This is a genomic window from Tamlana sp. 2_MG-2023, from assembly GCF_030548465.1.
GTDB lineage: Bacteria > Bacteroidota > Bacteroidia > Flavobacteriales > Flavobacteriaceae > Pseudotamlana.
The window spans coordinates 314,391-332,981 of record NZ_JAUOSF010000004.1; the positions used below are offsets into that span (position 1 = coordinate 314,391).

Annotated in this window: 20 protein-coding genes and 1 tRNA gene; 11 read left to right on the forward strand and 10 right to left on the reverse strand. The window is 35.6% G+C overall.

Annotation, left to right across the window (positions count from 1 at the left end; genetic code table 11):
• Window positions 1-50 precede the first annotated feature (50 nt).
• From Q4566_RS08830 to Q4566_RS08870, 9 genes are all read left to right on the forward strand, one after another.
• Window positions 51-701, forward strand: coding sequence for a hypothetical protein (locus tag Q4566_RS08830; protein ID WP_303420267.1), 651 nt, complete (start codon window positions 51-53; stop codon window positions 699-701).
• Window positions 702-922: 221 nt separating this feature from the next.
• Window positions 923-2,197, forward strand: a complete 1,275-nt coding sequence (gene kynU, locus Q4566_RS08835; RefSeq protein WP_303420268.1) for a kynureninase — start codon at window positions 923-925, stop codon at window positions 2,195-2,197.
• 36 nt (window positions 2,198-2,233) lie between these two features.
• Window positions 2,234-3,652, forward strand: coding sequence for an NAD(P)/FAD-dependent oxidoreductase (locus Q4566_RS08840; RefSeq protein ID WP_303420269.1), 1,419 nt, complete (start codon window positions 2,234-2,236; stop codon window positions 3,650-3,652).
• A 3-nt stretch (window positions 3,653-3,655) separates the two neighbouring features.
• Window positions 3,656-4,060 (forward strand): RidA family protein, encoded by a 405-nt coding sequence (locus Q4566_RS08845; RefSeq protein ID WP_303420270.1) that lies wholly within the window; start codon window positions 3,656-3,658, stop codon window positions 4,058-4,060.
• Complete coding sequence (locus tag Q4566_RS08850) at window positions 4,057-5,493, forward strand: aldehyde dehydrogenase (RefSeq protein WP_303420271.1); 1,437 nt, start codon at window positions 4,057-4,059, stop codon at window positions 5,491-5,493. The genes Q4566_RS08845 and Q4566_RS08850 overlap by 4 nt, the downstream gene beginning before the upstream one ends.
• 61 nt (window positions 5,494-5,554) lie before the next feature.
• Window positions 5,555-6,337 (forward strand): SDR family oxidoreductase, encoded by a 783-nt coding sequence (locus Q4566_RS08855; RefSeq protein WP_303420272.1) that lies wholly within the window; start codon window positions 5,555-5,557, stop codon window positions 6,335-6,337.
• 137 nt (window positions 6,338-6,474) lie between these two features.
• Window positions 6,475-7,008, forward strand: coding sequence for a 3-hydroxyanthranilate 3,4-dioxygenase (locus Q4566_RS08860; protein ID WP_303420273.1), 534 nt, complete (start codon window positions 6,475-6,477; stop codon window positions 7,006-7,008).
• 36 nt (window positions 7,009-7,044) lie between these two features.
• Window positions 7,045-8,130 carry an amidohydrolase family protein gene (locus tag Q4566_RS08865; RefSeq protein ID WP_303420274.1) on the forward strand — a complete coding sequence of 362 codons (1,086 nt, stop codon included), beginning with the start codon at window positions 7,045-7,047 and terminating at the stop codon, window positions 8,128-8,130.
• Window positions 8,131-8,184: 54 nt separating this feature from the next.
• A complete protein-coding gene (locus Q4566_RS08870; RefSeq protein WP_303420275.1) occupies window positions 8,185-8,826 on the forward strand; it encodes an O-methyltransferase in 642 nt (213 codons plus the stop codon).
• A 63-nt stretch (window positions 8,827-8,889) separates the two neighbouring features.
• Here the strand turns inward: Q4566_RS08870 and Q4566_RS08875 are convergent, their stop codons facing one another.
• From Q4566_RS08875 to Q4566_RS08905, 7 genes are all read right to left on the reverse strand, one after another.
• The gene (locus Q4566_RS08875) at window positions 8,890-9,075 is read right to left on the reverse strand and encodes a hypothetical protein (protein WP_303420276.1); all 186 of its coding nucleotides are present in this window, start codon (window positions 9,073-9,075) and stop codon (window positions 8,890-8,892) included.
• Window positions 9,076-9,218: 143 nt separating this feature from the next.
• Window positions 9,219-10,325, reverse strand: coding sequence for a YARHG domain-containing protein (locus tag Q4566_RS08880; protein WP_303420277.1), 1,107 nt, complete (start codon window positions 10,323-10,325; stop codon window positions 9,219-9,221).
• Window positions 10,326-10,610: 285 nt separating this feature from the next.
• Entirely contained in the window at window positions 10,611-10,898 is a 288-nt protein-coding gene (locus Q4566_RS08885) for a twin-arginine translocase TatA/TatE family subunit (RefSeq protein ID WP_303420278.1), read from the reverse strand.
• An 87-nt stretch (window positions 10,899-10,985) separates the two neighbouring features.
• Window positions 10,986-13,292 carry a M1 family metallopeptidase gene (locus Q4566_RS08890; RefSeq protein WP_303420279.1) on the reverse strand — a complete coding sequence of 769 codons (2,307 nt, stop codon included), beginning with the start codon at window positions 13,290-13,292 and terminating at the stop codon, window positions 10,986-10,988.
• 111 nt (window positions 13,293-13,403) lie between these two features.
• Window positions 13,404-13,904, reverse strand: a complete 501-nt coding sequence (locus Q4566_RS08895) for a DUF6702 family protein (RefSeq protein WP_303420280.1) — start codon at window positions 13,902-13,904, stop codon at window positions 13,404-13,406.
• A 75-nt stretch (window positions 13,905-13,979) separates the two neighbouring features.
• Window positions 13,980-14,729 carry a hypothetical protein gene (locus Q4566_RS08900; protein ID WP_303420281.1) on the reverse strand — a complete coding sequence of 250 codons (750 nt, stop codon included), beginning with the start codon at window positions 14,727-14,729 and terminating at the stop codon, window positions 13,980-13,982.
• Between the two features lie 89 nt (window positions 14,730-14,818).
• Entirely contained in the window at window positions 14,819-15,619 is an 801-nt protein-coding gene (locus Q4566_RS08905) for a carboxypeptidase-like regulatory domain-containing protein (protein WP_303420282.1), read from the reverse strand.
• 110 nt (window positions 15,620-15,729) lie between these two features.
• On the opposite strand from Q4566_RS08905, the gene pepE reads away from it, so the two are divergent.
• On the forward strand, window positions 15,730-16,437 hold the full coding sequence (gene pepE / locus Q4566_RS08910) for a dipeptidase PepE (protein WP_303420283.1): 708 nt from the start codon (window positions 15,730-15,732) through the stop codon (window positions 16,435-16,437).
• A 466-nt stretch (window positions 16,438-16,903) separates the two neighbouring features.
• Here the strand turns inward: pepE and Q4566_RS08915 are convergent.
• Window positions 16,904-16,976, reverse strand: a tRNA-Gly gene (locus tag Q4566_RS08915).
• Window positions 16,977-17,029: 53 nt separating this feature from the next.
• Window positions 17,030-17,455 (reverse strand): GNAT family N-acetyltransferase, encoded by a 426-nt coding sequence (locus tag Q4566_RS08920; RefSeq protein ID WP_303420284.1) that lies wholly within the window; start codon window positions 17,453-17,455, stop codon window positions 17,030-17,032.
• Window positions 17,456-17,531: 76 nt separating this feature from the next.
• On the opposite strand from Q4566_RS08920, the gene Q4566_RS08925 reads away from it, so the two are divergent.
• Window positions 17,532-17,981 (forward strand): GNAT family N-acetyltransferase, encoded by a 450-nt coding sequence (locus tag Q4566_RS08925; protein ID WP_303420285.1) that lies wholly within the window; start codon window positions 17,532-17,534, stop codon window positions 17,979-17,981.
• A gap of 79 nt (window positions 17,982-18,060) precedes the next feature.
• On the opposite strand, the gene Q4566_RS08930 is transcribed toward Q4566_RS08925, so the two are convergent.
• The gene (locus tag Q4566_RS08930; RefSeq protein WP_303420286.1) at window positions 18,061-18,462 is read right to left on the reverse strand and encodes an ankyrin repeat domain-containing protein; all 402 of its coding nucleotides are present in this window, start codon (window positions 18,460-18,462) and stop codon (window positions 18,061-18,063) included.
• Window positions 18,463-18,591 lie beyond the last annotated feature (129 nt).

Here is an 18,591-nt window from a genome sequence, read left to right on the forward strand (position 1 = left end):
GCAATAATAAAATAATTCCAGAACCTGCCTATATTTGCAAAAAAGAACTAATGAAAAACACCCTCCTATTTGCATGTTTAGCTGTACTATTTTTTTCGTGTAAAGATGACCGCAAACCGCTAACCGTAGCCGAAAAAATTGCTAAAGCTCACGGTTTTGAACATTGGAAGAAGGTCTCTGAGATACAATTCACCTTCAATGTGGATAAGGACAGTATGCATTTTGATAGAGTTTGGGCTTGGAAACCAAAAGTAGATCAAGTTACCATTTACAAAAGACGTGACTCTGTTCAATATTTCAGATCTCAAAAAGATTCAACTACAACACAGATCGATCGTGGGTTTATAAACGATAAATTTTGGTTACTATTTCCATTTCAGCTCGTATGGGATTCTAATTTAACGTTTTCAGATGTTACGCAAACCGAAGCCCCAATTAGTAAGTCTCTACTAAATAAAATCACCGTAACCTACCCCGATCAAGGAGGCTATACCCCAGGTGATGCCTATGATATTTTTTATTCTGATGATTATATCATTCAAGAATGGATTTACAGAAAAGGAAATCAAGAAGAACCATCAATGGTTAATACTTTTGAAAACTACAAAGATTTCAACGGACTAAAATTAGCATTAGAACATAAAAAAGAAACGGGTACTTGGAGTTTAAATTTCAGCAATGTGAAAGTTATTTCAAATTAAATATAATTCCGAGATCCAGACTAGATAATTTCAACGTATATAAAGTATACAATTTAATATTCCGCATTTGCGTCTATATATATTAAAGCGCTTAAATCAATGGTTTAAGCGCTTTTCCTTTTCTACAAACGCGTGTTACCACAATATTCATCAGTTAACTTAAGGCTTCTTTCCTAAATTTATAATGCTTATTTTTGTTAGAAACCCTAAACATTCCCACGGTGTTCACTCATATAACAGGCCTTGAATACGCTTTAAAACAAGATGAAACTGATGATTTGAAATCTTTCAGAAATCAATTTCATATACCTAAAGATGCACATGGCAATGATCTTATTTATATGACTGGGAATTCTTTGGGCTTACAACCCAAGCAAACAAAAGATTATGTCAATCAAGAGCTTGAAGATTGGGCTAATTGGGGTGTTGAAGGTCATACCTCAGGAAAAACACCTTGGCTGCCTTATCATGAATTTTTAACCGAATCCATGGCTAAAGTCGTTGGTGCCAAACCCATTGAAGTTGTAGTGATGAACACCTTAACGGCAAACCTTCATTTTATGATGGTTTCCTTTTACCAACCTACTAAAACACGTTATAAAATCCTTATTGAAAGTGATGCCTTTCCTTCGGATAAATATGCTGTAGAATCACAATTAAGGCATCATGGCTTTGATGATAAGGAAGGTTTAATTTTATGGCATCCAAGAGAAAACGAAGAGTTATTACGTTATGAAGATTTAGAAACCATTCTAGAAAAAGAGGGTGATAATATCGCTTTAATTTTAATTGGTGGCGTTAATTATTATACGGGTCAGTTTTTCGATTTAAAACGCATCACAGAATTAGGACATAAAAGTGGTTGTAAAGTGGGATTTGATTGCGCACATGCCGCAGGAAACACCCCCTTAAACCTACACGATTCGGGAGCTGATTTTGCTACCTGGTGTACCTATAAATACTTAAATTCAGGACCAGGCAGTTTGGCTGGATGTTTTGTTCATGAACGTCATGCGTATAACAAAAACCTCAACCGTTTTACTGGATGGTGGAGTCACAATAAAAAAACACGTTTTAATATGCGTGATGACTTCGATCAACTCCCAGGTGCCGAAGGTTGGCAACTTAGTAATCCGCCAATATTGTCTATGGCAGCCATAAAAGCTTCATTAGATTTGTTTGAAAACGTTGGCATGGAAAAGCTCCTTAAAAAATCGAAAAAGCTAACCAGTTATTTCGAATTTTTATTACATCAACTAGGCGAAGATACCATACGAATAATTACACCGACTAACCCCGATGAACGCGGTTGCCAGTTATCCATTCAAGTCAAAAACGCAGACAAATCACTGCATGATAAATTAACCAATGCTGGCGTTATTAGCGATTGGCGCGAACCCGATGTGATACGATGTGCTCCAACACCATTTTATAATTCCTATAAAGATGTTTATCTTTTGGTTGAAAAACTAAAGGTTATATTAAAAACGGCTTAATTAAAACACATTTTCATTTAAAAACAAGCTAGCAACATGGATAACAAGCAACAAAACATACTCATTATTGGCGCAGGACTCTGTGGTGCCTTGTTCGCTCTGCGTTTAGGGCAACGTGGTTTTAATGTTTCAGTTTATGAAAAACGTCCGGACTTACGCAAAACAACCTTGAGCGCTGGTCGCTCTATCAATTTAGCGTTTTCAGATCGTGGCAATAAAGCCATGAAACTTGTTGGTTTGGAAGAAAAAGTAAAAGCACTTTGCATTCCCATGCATGGGCGAATGATTCATGATAAAAACGGAGACACGTTTCAATCTAACTACAGTGGTAGAAAACATGAATACATCAATTCCGTGTCAAGAAATGATTTAAACGCCTTGCTTTTAAATGAAGCCGAAAATCATGAAAATGTAAACTTCTACTTTAATAAAAAATGCAAATCAGTTGATTTTCAAAACACAACAGCTCTTTTCCAAGATTATGACACTAAAAAAGATTTTGTAGAAGATGCCGACGTTATTATAGCCGCCGATGGTGCAGGTTCTGTATTGAGAAAAAGCTATTATCTAGATAAAGGTTTCCTTTTTAGTTTTTCACAAGACTATTTAACTCATGGTTATAAAGAGCTTAGTATTTTACCCAAAGAAAACGGGGAATACCTAGCGCATAAAAACGCATTGCACATTTGGCCGCGGAAAAACTTTATGCTAATTGCACTACCAAATTTAGATGGTAGTTTTACAGTTACCTTATTCCTGAGTTACGATGAGGGCAAATACAATTTCAATTATTTAAGCACTGAAGAAAAAGTAGTTACGTTTTTTAAAGAAGAATTTCCGGATGCTTTACTTATCATGCCAAATTTAGCTTCCGAATTTTTCAAAAACCCCACATCTCCGCTAGGCACTATAAAATGTTCGCCATGGCATTATAAAGGCAATACGCTTTTAATGGGTGATGCGGCACATGCGATTGTCCCGTTTTACGGACAAGGGATGAACGCCGCTTTTGAAGATGTTGTAGTACTCGACACGATTTTAGATATGGATTTAGGAAACTGGGAAGCCACCTTTAAAGCCTATCAAAAAAACAGAAAAATAGACACCGATGCGATTGCCGATTTAGCGATTGACAATTTTCATGAAATGAAGGAGCACGTTATCGAACCTATTTTTCAAGAAAAACGGAAACTCGAAATGCTTTTAGAAAAGAAGTTTCCGCAGGGATACCATTCAAAATACGCTATGGTGACTTTCAATGAAGACCTCGATTATCATGTCGCTATGATTAGAGGACGCGCTCAAGACCGTGCAGTTTTCAACCTCCTTTCAAGCGGTGAGATCACGTTAAAATACAACACCACGAATGAAGATTTAGAAAAATTCTTGGAAAAAATAAAACACGACACCAACCAAATTCTAGAAGACCAACGTAACGCTGGTTTAAAATACTAACTCATGAAAAAAACGGTAACACCTCGGGGCGCTTATCCACTCACAAAACGTGTTGGCAATTTTATTTTTGTTTCGGGAACAAGCTCTAGGCGTCCTGACAACTCCATTGCTGGGGCTGATATTGTTGACGATTTAGGAACAAAACATTTAAATATAGAAGTTCAAACACGCGAAGTTTTAAAAAACATAGAAGCGCTTCTTACTAAAGAAGGTGCCACTTTAAATGATGTGGTCGATGTGACTACCTTTTTAGTTAACATGAATGATTTTGCTGGTTATAATAGCGCTTACGCGGAATTTTTCAACACTGAAACTGGCCCGACCAGAACCACAGTAGCCGTTCATCAATTACCGCATCCCGATTTACTAGTTGAAATAAAAGTGATGGCCTATATTAAAGCTCTATGAAAATAAAAAACTTCATAAACGGTACTTTTGAAGATCCCAAATCAAAGGATTGGCTAGATAATTTTAATCCAGCTTACGGAAAAGTTTATGCACAAACCCCGAACTCTTCAAAAAAAGATGTCGATTTAGCGGTTAAAGCTGCTGAAAAAGCCTTTCCGAGTTGGTCACATACACCTTTTGAAAAACGCAATAGGATTTTAATTAAAATTTCAGAATTACTAGAAATACATTTGGATAAATTCGCTGAAGCGGAAAGCAAAGACAATGGCAAACCGTTGAGTCTCGCAAAAGCAATAGATATCCCAAGAGCAGCGAGCAACTTTCGCTTTTTTGGAAATGCCATAACACAGTTTTCAAGTGAAAGTCATGATAGCATCGGTGAAAATGCCATCAACTACACCTTGCGTCAGCCGCTAGGTGTTGTAGCTTGTATCTCACCTTGGAATCTTCCGCTATATTTATTCACTTGGAAAATCGCTCCTGCCCTAGCCGCTGGTAACTGTGTTATTGCTAAACCTAGTGAAATTACACCTATGACAGCTTACTTATTGGGAGATATTTGTAACGAAGCTGGTTTACCTAAAGGGGTTTTAAACATTGTACATGGTTTAGGTACTACAACAGGAAAAGCCATAGTAGAGCACCCCGAAATAAAAGCCATTTCTTTTACTGGAGGCACAGCAACAGGTGCAGAAATAGCAAAAACAGCAGCGCCCTTATTTAAAAAATTATCATTAGAACTAGGCGGTAAAAATCCGAATATCATTTTCAGCGATTGTGATTATAATGATATGCTGGAAACCACCGTACGCTCGTCGTTTGCCAATCAAGGACAAATTTGCTTGTGTGGTAGCCGTATATTTGTTGAAGCAACCATTTACCAACGCTTTAAAACCGATTTTATTGAAAAAGTAAAACTACTAAAAGTTGGTCATCCATCACAAGAATCAACAGATATTGGCGCCATCGTCTCAAAAGGGCATCTAGAAAAAATTCTAAATTATATTGACATTGCTAAAACTGAAGGCGAAATTCTTGTTGGCGGTAACCAAGTCATCATTCCAAGTTTTAAAAATGGTTATTATTTAGAACCAACTGTTATTGAGGTGAATTCAAATAATTGCATCATCAATCAAGAAGAAATATTTGGTCCAGTGGTAACTATCATGCCTTTTGAAACTGAAGAAGATGTTTTAAAAATGGCCAATGACACAAATTACGGACTCTCAGCAACAATATGGACGAATAATTTAAAAAGAACCATGCGATTAAGCCATCAACTAGAAGCTGGAATCGTTTGGATAAACACATGGATGTTGCGCGATTTAAGAACACCTTTTGGAGGCATGAAAGCCTCAGGAGTTGGTCGCGAAGGCGGTTTAGAATCTCTGCGATTCTTTACCAAAACAAAAAATGTGTGTATAAAATATTGACAAAATCGACGTGCTCTATTTAAAGTTCCTACTTTTCCTAGAGATCAAAAACGATACTAATATGGATTTAAAAATTAACAATATGAATGCCTTAGTTTGCGGAAGCACGCAAGGCATAGGAAAAGCAACAGCCATAGCCTTGGCTCAAGAAGGTGTAAATGTGACTTTAGTAGCTAGAAACAGAGAAAAACTAAAAGCTGTTTTAGCCGAACTCCCACAGCATAGAAACCACAGTTATATTGTTGCCGATTTCACTAACCCAAGAGATTTACAAGAGCAGGTGATTAAGTTTATTGAAAAAAACCACGGTTTTCACATCGTTATAAACAATACTGGGGGCCCTAGAAGTGGGGCTATTTTAACAGCTAGTCTAGAGGAATTTGAAAACGCTTTTACCATGCACATTAAATGTAACCATGTATTGGCACAGGCTACGATTCCGTTTATGAAAAAGGAAGGCTTCGGACGAATCATTAACGTGATTTCAACTTCTGTTAAGGAACCTATTCCTGGATTAGGCGTGAGTAACACCATTAGAGGTGCTGTTGGGAATTGGAGTAAAACGCTTTCTGAAGAAGTAGCCGCTCATGGCATAACCGTAAACAACGTGCTCCCAGGATTTACCGATACCGAACGTTTAGCTGAAATAGTAAATATTAAAGCTAAAGCTGAAGATGTTTCTGTTGAAGCCATGGCTGAAACCATGAAAAACTACACCCCAGCGAAACGTTTTGCGCAACCTGAAGAAACAGCAAGTGTTATTACATTTCTGGCTAGTGAAGCTGCAGCTTATGTGAATGGTGTTAATATTCCTGTAGATGGCGGTCGTACAAAATCCTTATAAGATTAGTAAATCAAATGCGGTTTGAAACAGCAAGAATAGTCGTTTCTTTTTTATCTTTATATCAATAATCGTTTTAATAAAAACTCAAAGACCCGATTTGAGTTGCTCCACTAAGGAGTTTAATAGGGTTTCTTGACATGAGCCAGTTAACATCACCTATAAATTTTAAAGCTTGGATTGAAGAAAACAGACATCTTTTAAAACCACCTGTAGGCAATAAAGTGGTTTGGAAAGATGGCGACTTTATTGTTATGGTGGTTGGAGGGCCCAACAGCCGAAAAGATTACCATTACAACGAAACACCCGAGTTCTTCTATCAAGTTGAAGGCGATATTGTTTTAAAAATTATTGATAACGGCACGCCTAGAGATGTTCATATCAAGGAAGGTGATATTTATTTACTCCCTCCAAAAGTACCACATTCTCCCCAACGTGGGGCCAATACCGTTGGTTTGGTGATTGAATACAAGCGTCCGGAAGGCATGCGTGATGCTTTACTGTGGTTTTGTGAAAACTGTGTCACCAAACTATATGAAGAAGATTTTACCCTAGAAAATATTGAAACCGATATGCCTAAAATTTTCGATAAATTCTATGGTGATGAAAATAAACGTTGCTGCCCGAACTGTGGCGAAGTTATGCAACCACCTAAAAAAGTTAAAATAGAATAAGACAATTAGCTTTATTATTCTAATTAGGCATTCACCATGGAAAAACGAAAACTACGCATAAACGGACATTCCCATTTGCTTCCTTACCCAGAGGACATTCCCGATTTCATGAGAGAAAAGGAAATTTTTTGGGTAGATAAAGAGCGTAAATTCATGCTTCAAAAAGATTGGAGTCGCCCTGTAACACATTCTAGTTTTTTTCTTGAAGAAAAACTAGAATGGATGGAACACAACAAACTCGATCATGCCGTAGTTTTAAACCTATCGCAGTTATACGGTAACGGGTTACGCGTTGAAGAAATGAAAAAAGCGTTACGCTTTCAAAATGATTTTAATGCTAAAATTCAGCAGGACCACCCAAGTAAATTTACCTGCGGTTTTGTGGTTCATCCAGGTTTCGTAAATAGCGCCTGCTGGGAAATCGAACGCTGCGTAGAAACGCTTGGTCTTCAATTGTTATGTTTACCAACCCACTACATGGACACCATTGGCACTTGGCGCTGTATTTTTGATGAAGCCAACGAACCGATTTTTGAAATGGCCAACAAATACAATTTAGCGGTAGAAATTCACCCCTATGACGGTGAAAAATTTATAAAATTAGAAAACACTTCTTGGCGTTTTCATCTTATTTGGATGCTGGCACAATGCGCTGATGCCTATCATTTTTTAACCTTAAACGGTTATCAAGACAAATACCCTAATATGCGAACATGTTTTGCTCATGGCGGCCAATTGGCACAAATTAACTTAGGAAGACGTATTCAAGGGTTTGATGGCAGGCCTGATTTGTTTGAAAACAAACACCATCCCAGAAAGGCTGTCGGTCATAAAAACATCTTTTTCGACACTTTAGTTCATGATACTGGAAGCTTAGAATTACTTATAAAAAACCACGGTTCAAAACAAGTGATTATGGGGCTTGACGACCCCTACCCTTTGGGTGAAATGGAAAACGAAAAACAATCGTCTTACCCTGGTAAGATTTTAGATTTAGCTAAGGAAAGAGAAATCATCAATCAAGACGAATACGAGGCCATTTGGGAAAACAATGTGATTCAATGGTTACATGGTGATGATAAATTAGCCAAAGAAAAGTTGATTAAAAGAATTTTAAGTTAATTTTGAAGCTGCTTAAGCATCAAGTACAACAACAAGAATTAAACGCCAAAACACATGCATTTTATATCGGAAGCCTTAGATGATTATGTTGTAAAACATTCTGAAAACGAACCTGAATTACTACAACAACTCACCCGTGAAACTTATCAAAAGATACTGCAACCCCGTATGCTAAGTGGGCATTACCAAGGCCGTGTGTTAAGTATGATTTCAAAACTGGTCAACCCCAAAAACATTTTGGAAATAGGAACCTACACAGGCTATTCGGCACTTTGTTTAGCGGAAGGCATGCAAAAAGATGGCGAACTCCACACTTTAGATGTTAATGAGGAGTTGTTTGATTTTCAGCGTAAATATTTTGACAAATCTGAGTACGGTACTCAAATTTTTCAGCATTTAGGTGATGCCTTAGAAATTATCCCAAAACTTGATAAAAACTTCGATTTGGTTTTTATTGATGCCGATAAAGACAATTATCCCAACTATTTCAACCTTATTATCGACAAACTCAATGTTGGAGGCATTATTCTTTCCGATAATGTATTGTGGAGCGGTAAAGTCTTAGAAGCCCTAAAACCTGATGACAAATCTACTAAAGCCGTTTTAGAATACAATACTCTACTTAAAGAAGACCCTAGAATTGAAACCGTGCTTTTACCTATTCGTGATGGTTTGACGATTAGTAGGAGGTTATGATTAGTTTTTCAGGTTTTTTAGTCTCTATTTAAAAACCAAAAACGAGCAAAATATTCAGCCCATCTATCCCTTATCTACCTTCCTTTTATTGTTAAGAATGACAATAAAAAGTCCGATAAAAACAATAAATAACCCACCGAAAGTTAGTCCTAAATTATTTTCACCGCTGATTAATCTACTTCCTATACTAAATCCCATAATAGCAAGCCCTACGAGGCTAATCACTAATCCAATAGTCTGTTTTTTCATAATTGTTTTCTGTTTTTATTTAAATTTTATTTAATTAATTTGCTTTTGGGTCTACGATGAATGCATTGATAGGACCTTTATCATATTTTAAGTTCTTCGACCAAGCTATTCAAACCTATATACCGTAGCTCCTTGTACTCCCTCTATTTATCCCACTCATTCTGCTTTACAGTGAACAGCCACTCTTTTTCAGCTGGTAATAAGGATTCTAAACTAGCTATATAATTAGGGTTGGGTGTGTACCACTTCTGAGAGAGGAAATACTCTTGAATTATTTTAGTTTTAAAAACATATCCTCGAATCGCAAAAGGTAGGTTTCTTAAAATTTTGAAAGCAGTTTCATCAACGGCATTTGTTGCTGTATGATTTGAATCTATTTTATTTGGTAAGTTATGGTTTCGAAAATCAAAAGAAGTAAAGTAATTTTTTAAAGGCCCGTCTATGGAGCTGACATATAGTTCCCCTTTTGGATGAAAATTTTCTTTTTTAAAAGATATCTTACCATTTGGTGTTATAAATCTCGTGCTATTGTGAGCTAAACTTATAGCTCTACCATTGCCAATGATCCAATCAGCTGAACCATTAAAAAAGGTATTTTCTATATCAAAACCTTGCTTTATACCCATATCAATATTTAATGTAAAATCATCAATTTGATGATTTGCCCACCTATTTGCTGCAGTTAAAATATAATCAAAACTATAATTTTCAGACACAGACCCTGACATTTCAAACCTGTAAGTATGTGTGATTTTATTTATTCCCGATTTAAATTTTGCATCAAAGTGATATACATAGTAAAAATCTGGATTATTAACATTAAAGTCTTCACCAACAATTTCCTCTTCCGTCTTAGCATCTATTTTATTATTAATATAATAAGTCTCAGAATTTACCATAGCTGTTTCATGCTTTAATAACACCCCATTCATAAGCACCTTGAAATCTGACATATAAGGATGCCTACCGTTTTTCGGAAAACCATTAACATCGCCTTCAGGCGATGGTGCTTCAAACCCTACTAACAATTGCTTGGCTGTGCTAGAGTTAAAGAACGTATAATCAACAGTAACGTAAACATAGTCTGTTCCATTAATAACTTTTCGGGTAACTGTTAATATTTCTTTTGTAATTTCTATATCACTTTCAACAATAGGAATTAATTGATTTCCTGATGCAAAATAAGCACCGTCGTTAGCAAATAATGAACACTGTAACAAACAAGTGATAATAAGTATTAGTTTTTTCATTTGGATTATTAACGAACAAGTAAATTATAAAACACTTTATATGCCCAAATATAAACTACAAACCTAAAATTAACCATACAGAAACAAGGAATTTTCTTATAATTTTATTTACTAATTAAATGACATCACATCACTGTGAAGTGGCTTGTTTTAAAAATGTAAGAATAAACTTTCTCCGAACCAACACACCCGCGCTAAGGATTGAGGCATTGTTGGAGCCCCTCGCAGAGAGCGACTGCCAAAAGCCTGACCCGCTAGGGTAACGCCCAAATAAGTTGTGGAATTTTAGAATTTTCGTCGCACAGAACCGGTAAAGTCTTCTAGATCGTCTTTAACCTTGTCGAGTTCTTTCTTAACATCTGAAGTGATGCTGGTGTCAATTCCGCTATTTTCGGCGGTTTTGGTAATCTCGTGCTTAATATCGTTTGAAGCGTCTTTAAGCGTGCGCATACCTTTACCTAAGCCTCTTGCGATTTCTGGTAACTTATCGGCACCAAATACCATTATGGCAATAAATAGGATGAAAGCTATCTCTGCGCCGCTAATAAATAAGAATGTTGCTTGTTGTATCACGATACAAATATACTAAGTTGTTTTGTTAGAATAAAAAAAAGCCGATTTTAAAAATCGACTTTCTTTTATAATTATATATTACTGTTTTTAGTTGCTTGATTGACTTTTAAATTCATCAAACTCACTAGGCTGTTCTACTGCTGGCCAGGTATTGTTACTGGTGTCAATATCGGCAGTTTCTTCGTTAGGATCTACTTTGATGGATACGATCTCTTTTTCTGAAGCAATGGCTTTAGACACTTCGTTATCGTTAAGTCTCCAAATTTGTGCTGGATAGGTTTCGTTTTTCTTCGTGCCATCGGCATAAGTATACTCTACAATAATTGGCATCACTAAACCTCCTGGTTTATTAAACGTGACGTTATAGAAATACTTTGGGTTTTTAAGTTTCGCGCGTTCATCTGGCGTAAAGTTATCCATTAAGTATTCTTTTAAAGGTGTACTATGATCTAAAAGTTCACCCTGAGAAAGTTCTTCTTTATAATCATCGCTTCCTTCTTCTACCATAAAAACTAACGGACGTAAGTTTTTAACATCAAAACCTTGGGCTTTAGCCATGTCTTTAACGTATGTATTAGGTTCTGAAGACACAAAATACTTCTTAACTTCTTTTACGCCTATATCAACCCAATCGGTAGTATAGAACCAACCTCTCCAGTACCAATCTAAATCGAATGCTGAAGCGTCTTCCATAGTTCTAAAGAAATCTTCTGGCGTTGGGTGTTTGAATTTCCAACGGTGTGCGTATTCTTTAAAAGCATAATCGAACAACTCGTGCCCCATTACAGTTTCTCTTAAAATATTTAAAGCTGTTGCAGGTTTTCCGTAAGCGTTGTTACCAAATTGGTAAGTATTTAAACCTTTGGTCATGATTGGCGCAATGAAATCTTGGTCGCCCCCCATGTAAGGAACAATCATTTTCGCTGGTCCGCGATCTGATGGGAAATGCTTGTCTTTTTCGGATAAGGCTGCTGGATATTTTTTTCCGAAATCTTGTTCGGCAACATACTGTACAAAAGTGTTTAATCCTTCGTCCATCCAAGTCCACTGACGCTCATCACTGTTTACAATCATTGGGAAGAAGTTGTGTCCAACCTCATGAATGATAACGCCCATCATACCGTATTTAACACGATCGCTATATGAACCATCTTTTTCTGGTCGTCCGTAATTCCAGCAAATCATTGGATATTCCATACCTTGACGTTGTGCATGCACTGAAATCGCCTTATGATAAGGATAATCGAAAGTCATTCGAGAATAAGTTTCTAAGGTACTGGCTACAGCTTTTGTAGACCAATCTTCCCATAATGGGTTTCCTTCTTTAGAATAAAGTGACACAGCCATAACATCTTTCGATCCTACTTTAACGGCCATCATGTCTAAGATATATTTTCTTGATGTTGCAAAACCAAAATCACGAACGTTTTCAGCTTTAAGTTTCCAAGTTTTAGTATCAGGAGAAACCGATTTTTCACGAACTTCTGCTTCTGCTTGTGTTGCGATGATTACAGGCTCAGTAAAAGATTTTTTTGCTTCGTCGTAACGATTCATCATGTCTTTAGTGTAAACCTCTTTTCTATTGGTAAGCACTCCTGTTCCGTCTAAAATATGATCGGCAGGCACAGTAATATTCACTTCGTAATCTCCAAAAGGTAAAGCAAACTCATCGCGTCCCCAGAATTGAGAATTTTGCCAGCCCTCTACATCACTGTAAACCGCCATTCTTGGGTAAAACTGAGCAATTACATAGGAACGATTTCCGTTTTCTGGAAAGAACTCGTATCCTGAACGACCTCCTTCCTCAACGTGGTTATTGATATTGTACCACCATTTAATTGAAAATGAAAACTTACCGCCACTTTTTAAAACTTCTGGCAACTCAATACGCATCATGGTTCTATTAATCATGTGTGGTAATGCATTCCCATTAGTTAATGTCACTGCTTCAATATGAAAGCCACGATCTAAACCATTTTGTAAATAGGAATTCGTGAATTTATCTGGCAAAGCAAACGGATCGAACCCTGATGATTCTATTAACGGTGTTTTCGAGTCTTGTGCACGTACATTTTGATCTAATTGTACCCATAAATACTTCAAATCATCTGGAGAATTATTAGTGTATGTTATGGTTTCATCTCCTGTAATTTTAGCTGCTTTATCATCTAAAACAATGTTCATTTTATAATCAGCTTGCTGCTGATAATACGCTGAACCCGGTGCTCCAGAAGCCGCCCTATACATATTAGGAGTTGAAAACTCATCGTATAATTGCTTAAATTTGTTAGTGTTTGTGTGGCCTGTTTTTGCTTGTTCTTTTTCTTGCTCTTGGGCATACATTCCAGAAGTTAGAAACACTAATGAAAGATAGAAATAAACGATTTTTCTCATATGCATTCTTTTTTAAAACTAAATAATTTGATTGGTTTTGGTTCGCTATATTGATATTATCACTAAAAGTCAACGAAAGTACTGAAATTCAAAAGCAATTCCTCATTATTTCTAGAATTTTAACATGTAATAATCCTTTTGAGGATATAAAATGAAGCTTTTCTGCTTAGAATTTATTTTTGTTTTAATGATGTTTTGTTGATCTTCAAAAACATCAAAGAGTACATTATTGGTTATTCCGAGCGATTTTATAGACTGAACACCTTCAATTTCTAGGTAACATTTCATAACATCGGCTTCATAAGCCTTTCCTATAAATTTAAGTTGCATATCTGCCCCATTAATATGAATTTTTAATTTATCACTTAAATAACGAGCTATATAAGCGTCGGCTTCTGGAGATTCGTTTTTTCCTGCTAACGTGATACTATCATCATACCGTTCACGTAGTAAACGCTCAAAATCATCAATAAAAATTCTAGAAATGATTTGGACAGATGCTTTCTCTTCGATGTACTCTATTTGAGTGACACTTATATAATATTTGTGTAGGCTAGAAAATGCGCAAAGCGGAAGCATAAGCAACAACAGTAATAACTTATTCAATTTCATTCGGAGATTTTTTGGCTAAATTAAAGATTTTAAGGGCATAAAGATAATTCTAAACAAATTGAAACGGATTATCCTCTAATTTTCGAAGCTTTCAATATATTGATTATACTTCTTTTCTAAAAACTGAAATATTTCAAAATCTGTTTTATCCTGACAAGCTTCTTCGAAATTATCGTCTTCCTCGCAGAAATAGAAAAAGTCATTTCTTTTATCTTCTGGTAGATTGTATAACTCAAAAAACGTTTCGGAAAATCTTAGTTTAACTTTTCGCAATAACTCGGACTTCCTTTCCATTTCTACATGTGCTTTTAATTCTCTAGTATGGCCAGAAATTGCATTTATTAGAGTAACTGGTTTTAGACCACCTCTAGAGGCATCCAATAAACGTTCACTTTTCGTAGCTGGTTTTCCGGTATAACCAGGAATGCCAACATCATAAAAATTAATAGGAACCTCGCCTGTGGTGTTTGATATATCGGACATTAAGTTGCCTGTTAAAACCTTACCAAGGACAACTTCCTCTAGTTCGTTTATTTCCGACTCTAAGTGTATGACTATAATTTTATTTTTGAAGATAACTTCTGAAACCACCTGTTCCTGAGGCTTATGCTGTATGGATGAAAACATCAAAGTATCATTCAACTTAACAGTCATCGTAAATTCGCCCCGTACATTGGTAGTCGTAAAAAGCTGCTGGGTTTTATTAATAACATGAATATTCTCGATATTACCATCACTTTTAATCTTTCCGAATAAATCGATGGATTGCGAAGTGGCTAGTAATGCCCATGAAAATATTAGGAAAAATAAAAATACACGTTTCATTTTCGATTGGTTAGAAAAACAAAAAACGTACTTAAACTCTTAAAGAATTATTAAACAGCTGGTAAGGTTTCGTTAAAAACGATAAAGTTCTATTTTTTCATGTTTAAAAACTCCTCACTTTTTTGATTAAGAAGCTCTAGAAATTCCATTTCTTTTCCGTAGTTAAGTAAATCGTAATCAAAACCATCACGTTCCACAAACTGAATAAATTCGCCCACACGATGCTCAGGAATATTAAAATTATCTACTAAAAATTGAGCTCCGAAATAATGTTTAATCGATTCGATTGGCACTTCTGGAACGCCAGCTTTCTTTTTATCTGGAACATTAGAACGAAAAATTGGCAATAATAATTGATCAACCACATTCACGATGTTTAATCCGTTAACCAAAAACTGATGCTGATAATTTTGTCCTAAATTTTCAACCTTCGTCTTGTTATCTGGTTTAAACTCATGGTCCATGTTATTTTTAACCCCAAAATATAAAGCATCTAACTGCGGTTTAAATGGCGTAGCCTCTTTTAAATCGGTTTCTAAATTTCCTGTTAAGCCTTTTTCGGAAACGATCACCGCTTCTAACTTATTAATTTCTTCAATTAAAAAAAGCTTCATCCGCTTAGACTTCATTATAGCATCATTAACTTCAAAACTAATATTCTCATATTGGAGTGCACTAACGTTTATCTCATCTTTTAACGCTACTTGTAGTTTAAATTCACCCTTGTCATCGGTAATGGTTCCAGTTTTAGTCGTATTATTATAAACAGTAATCCCCGAAAGATCACCACCTTCTACAATAATTTTCCCTGAAACCTCAACCCGATTAATGTTTTGAGAAACAACTTGTAAAGATGAAAGTACGGCGATAAAAAGTAGTATTTTTTTCATAGATGAAATTTATTTCAATTTACCATTTTAAATGAAATTCATAAAGTATAATTCCTTAAAATTTTATTAAACACGAATTTTAAGTAGTTTTATCCCCAAATAAAAATCTCATGAAAAACATCATCATTGCAAGCACCTCAACGGTACATGGTCTTGGTTATTTGGAATATCTTTTAGACGATCTTAAAGTCTTTTTTAAGGATGTAAAACAACTTGTTTTTGTTCCGTATGCGCGACCTGGAGGTCTGTCTCATGATGATTATACCAATCATGCAAAAACGGCTTTTGGTAAAATTAATATAGAAGTTAAAGGTGTTCATGAATTTCAAAATCCTGCTGAAGCGATACAGCAAGCTGAAGGTATTTTTGTTGGTGGAGGAAACACTTTTGTTTTAACCTATCAGTTGTATAAAAACAAGCTGATTGAACCACTACAACATGTTGTTAAAAATGGTACGCCTTACTTAGGAACTAGTGCTGGAAGCAATATTTGTGGACTCACTATAAAAACGACCAATGATATGCCTATAGTATATCCGCCAAGCTTTAACGCTTTAGCCTTTGTCCCTTTTAATATTAATCCGCATTATTTAGATCCAGATCCTACAAGCAAGCACATGGGAGAGACTAGGGAAACACGCATTAAAGAATTTCACCATTATAACACCCCTCCGGTTATTGGTTTAAGAGAAGGCAGTTGGTTACATGTTCAAGGCGACTCTATTATTTTGAAAGGTGATTTAGATGCGCGTATTTTTGAATATGACAAAGCGCCTTATGAAATATCCAAGGGTAGCGAGTTGAATGGTTTGAAGTAAAATTTTGGTTGGTGGTTTTTGGTTGCTTACTCTTACGGGATATTATTACACAGAGATGCGCGGAGATTTCACAGAGAATCACAAAGAAATTTTTTGAACACAGGTTATGTTAGTTGTCGGTTGTTAGTTATCGGTTGTTAGTTATCGGTTTTTGGCTGTTTACTATTACGGGACATTACTACACAGATACGCCGAGACCTCACAGAGAACTACAAAGTTTTTTAGACACAGATTGCACTGATTTTCACAGATTTTGTTTCCATAAAAATAACCCCTCGACATTTTTGGAGCTTATTTTGAGCGAAGTATTTTTAAGACATCATTTTTTTGTATTGTGCACCTTTGCGCCTTAACGGCTTGTCGAGAAAAAAGAATAAACGCTCTGCGAATCTCCGCGAAAACGGCTGTGATTCTCTGCGTAACAATTAAGCGTAAAAAAAGCCTCACATTTCTGTGAAGCTTTTTGAGCGAGAGACCGGGTTCGAACCGGCGACATTCAGCTTGGAAGGCTGACGCTCTACCAACTGAGCTACTCTCGCATTAATTCCGGCTGCAAATATAGATAAACCTTTAGATATTTTCCAAGAAAAATTTACAACTTTTTAAAAAAATGATAACCTAAAATCGTAAACCCTTGATTATAATAAAACTTATGAGACGCAGAATTATTTACATAGGTGTTCAATTCTATCGATTCGTAGCCCTTTTTAGATACATAATCGTAAATCCAACTAAAAAACTGATGCCCTAAACGGTTTCCTCGATAGGCTTCGGCGATAAAAACATGATCAGGTTCAACACTTCTACCAGAATAATGCCTGGTACAAAACCATAATCCGCAAACACCAATTAACTTTTCATCATCAAAAACACCTGCACATTCATAGTTTTGAGTAAACATTTCTGTAATACGTTCTTTTAATAAAGCTTCTGAAATCTTATCTGCATTCAACTTTTTTACTAGCGGTAAAATATCATTAATATATTCCTTTCCTATAATTTTAAAAATAAATGCCATGCTTCTTTTTATTTGGAGTAGATGTTACTCCCTAATTTTTATCTAATTTTGAGTTTACAAAAATATCAAATCCAATATGAATCAAACCGATTTTCATATAAAACAAATCACTGCCCAAGAAAGTTATTTAGTAAGACAACCAGTTTTAAGACCAGGCCTCCCCATAACGTCTTGTGTTTTTGATGGTGATGATTTAAGTACTACCATCCACCTAGGTTTGTACAATAATAACAACATTATCGGGGTTTGTTCATTCTTTAAAAATGACCATGCCGAATTATCAAGATCAAAACAATATCAACTTCGTGGTATGGCTGTTTTAGAAAACTTTCAAGGAAAAGGTATTGGATACCAAATACTAAGTTTCGGTGAACGGCTAATGAAAGAAAAAAACATAAAAACCATTTGGTGTAACGCTAGAGAAATAGCGCTGCCTTTCTACAGAAAATGTGGATATCAATCTTTTGGTGAAGCTTTTAACATTCCTAACATTGGTCCGCATTACAGCATGTTTAAAACACTTTAGTTTGTTAATACAAAAAAACGCCCTGTTGAACAGGACGTTTTTAATCAGTGACTAGCTCCAAATAACTATTATCTAATTATTATTTTCTCATTTTTGTTGCTTCAAAGTGATCGTCGATAATCACTTTTGCGTCAACCGCGCCATGTAACTCTGCGTAATCTGCAGCTGTTTTACCTTTACTACATTTCGTTTTTAAATTTGCTCCATTTACTATTAACAATTGAAGAATTTCTGTACGGTTATACTTTGCTGCATACATCGCTGGGGTCATGCCATTTGATTTTGCATTTACATCGGCACCTCTTTCAATAAGTTTACTTACCGTTTCGTAATCACCTTTTGCTATGGATACACAAAATGAGTTTACTTTAAAATAAGCTTCTACTTTATTAGTTTTTATAGCAATAGGCTCTGGAGAGGCATTTACATTTGCAATTGAAAAGCATAATGCCATGGTTGAAATAATGATTGTTTTTTTCATGATGAAGGATTTTTAAGTTTGATTTAATGATTTATGTTCTTTGATGTACTAAATAGACGACAAAAATAACATTTTGTTACAAAAAATCGACCCACCTAACAATTTAATATTAATTTACTTACATTTTAT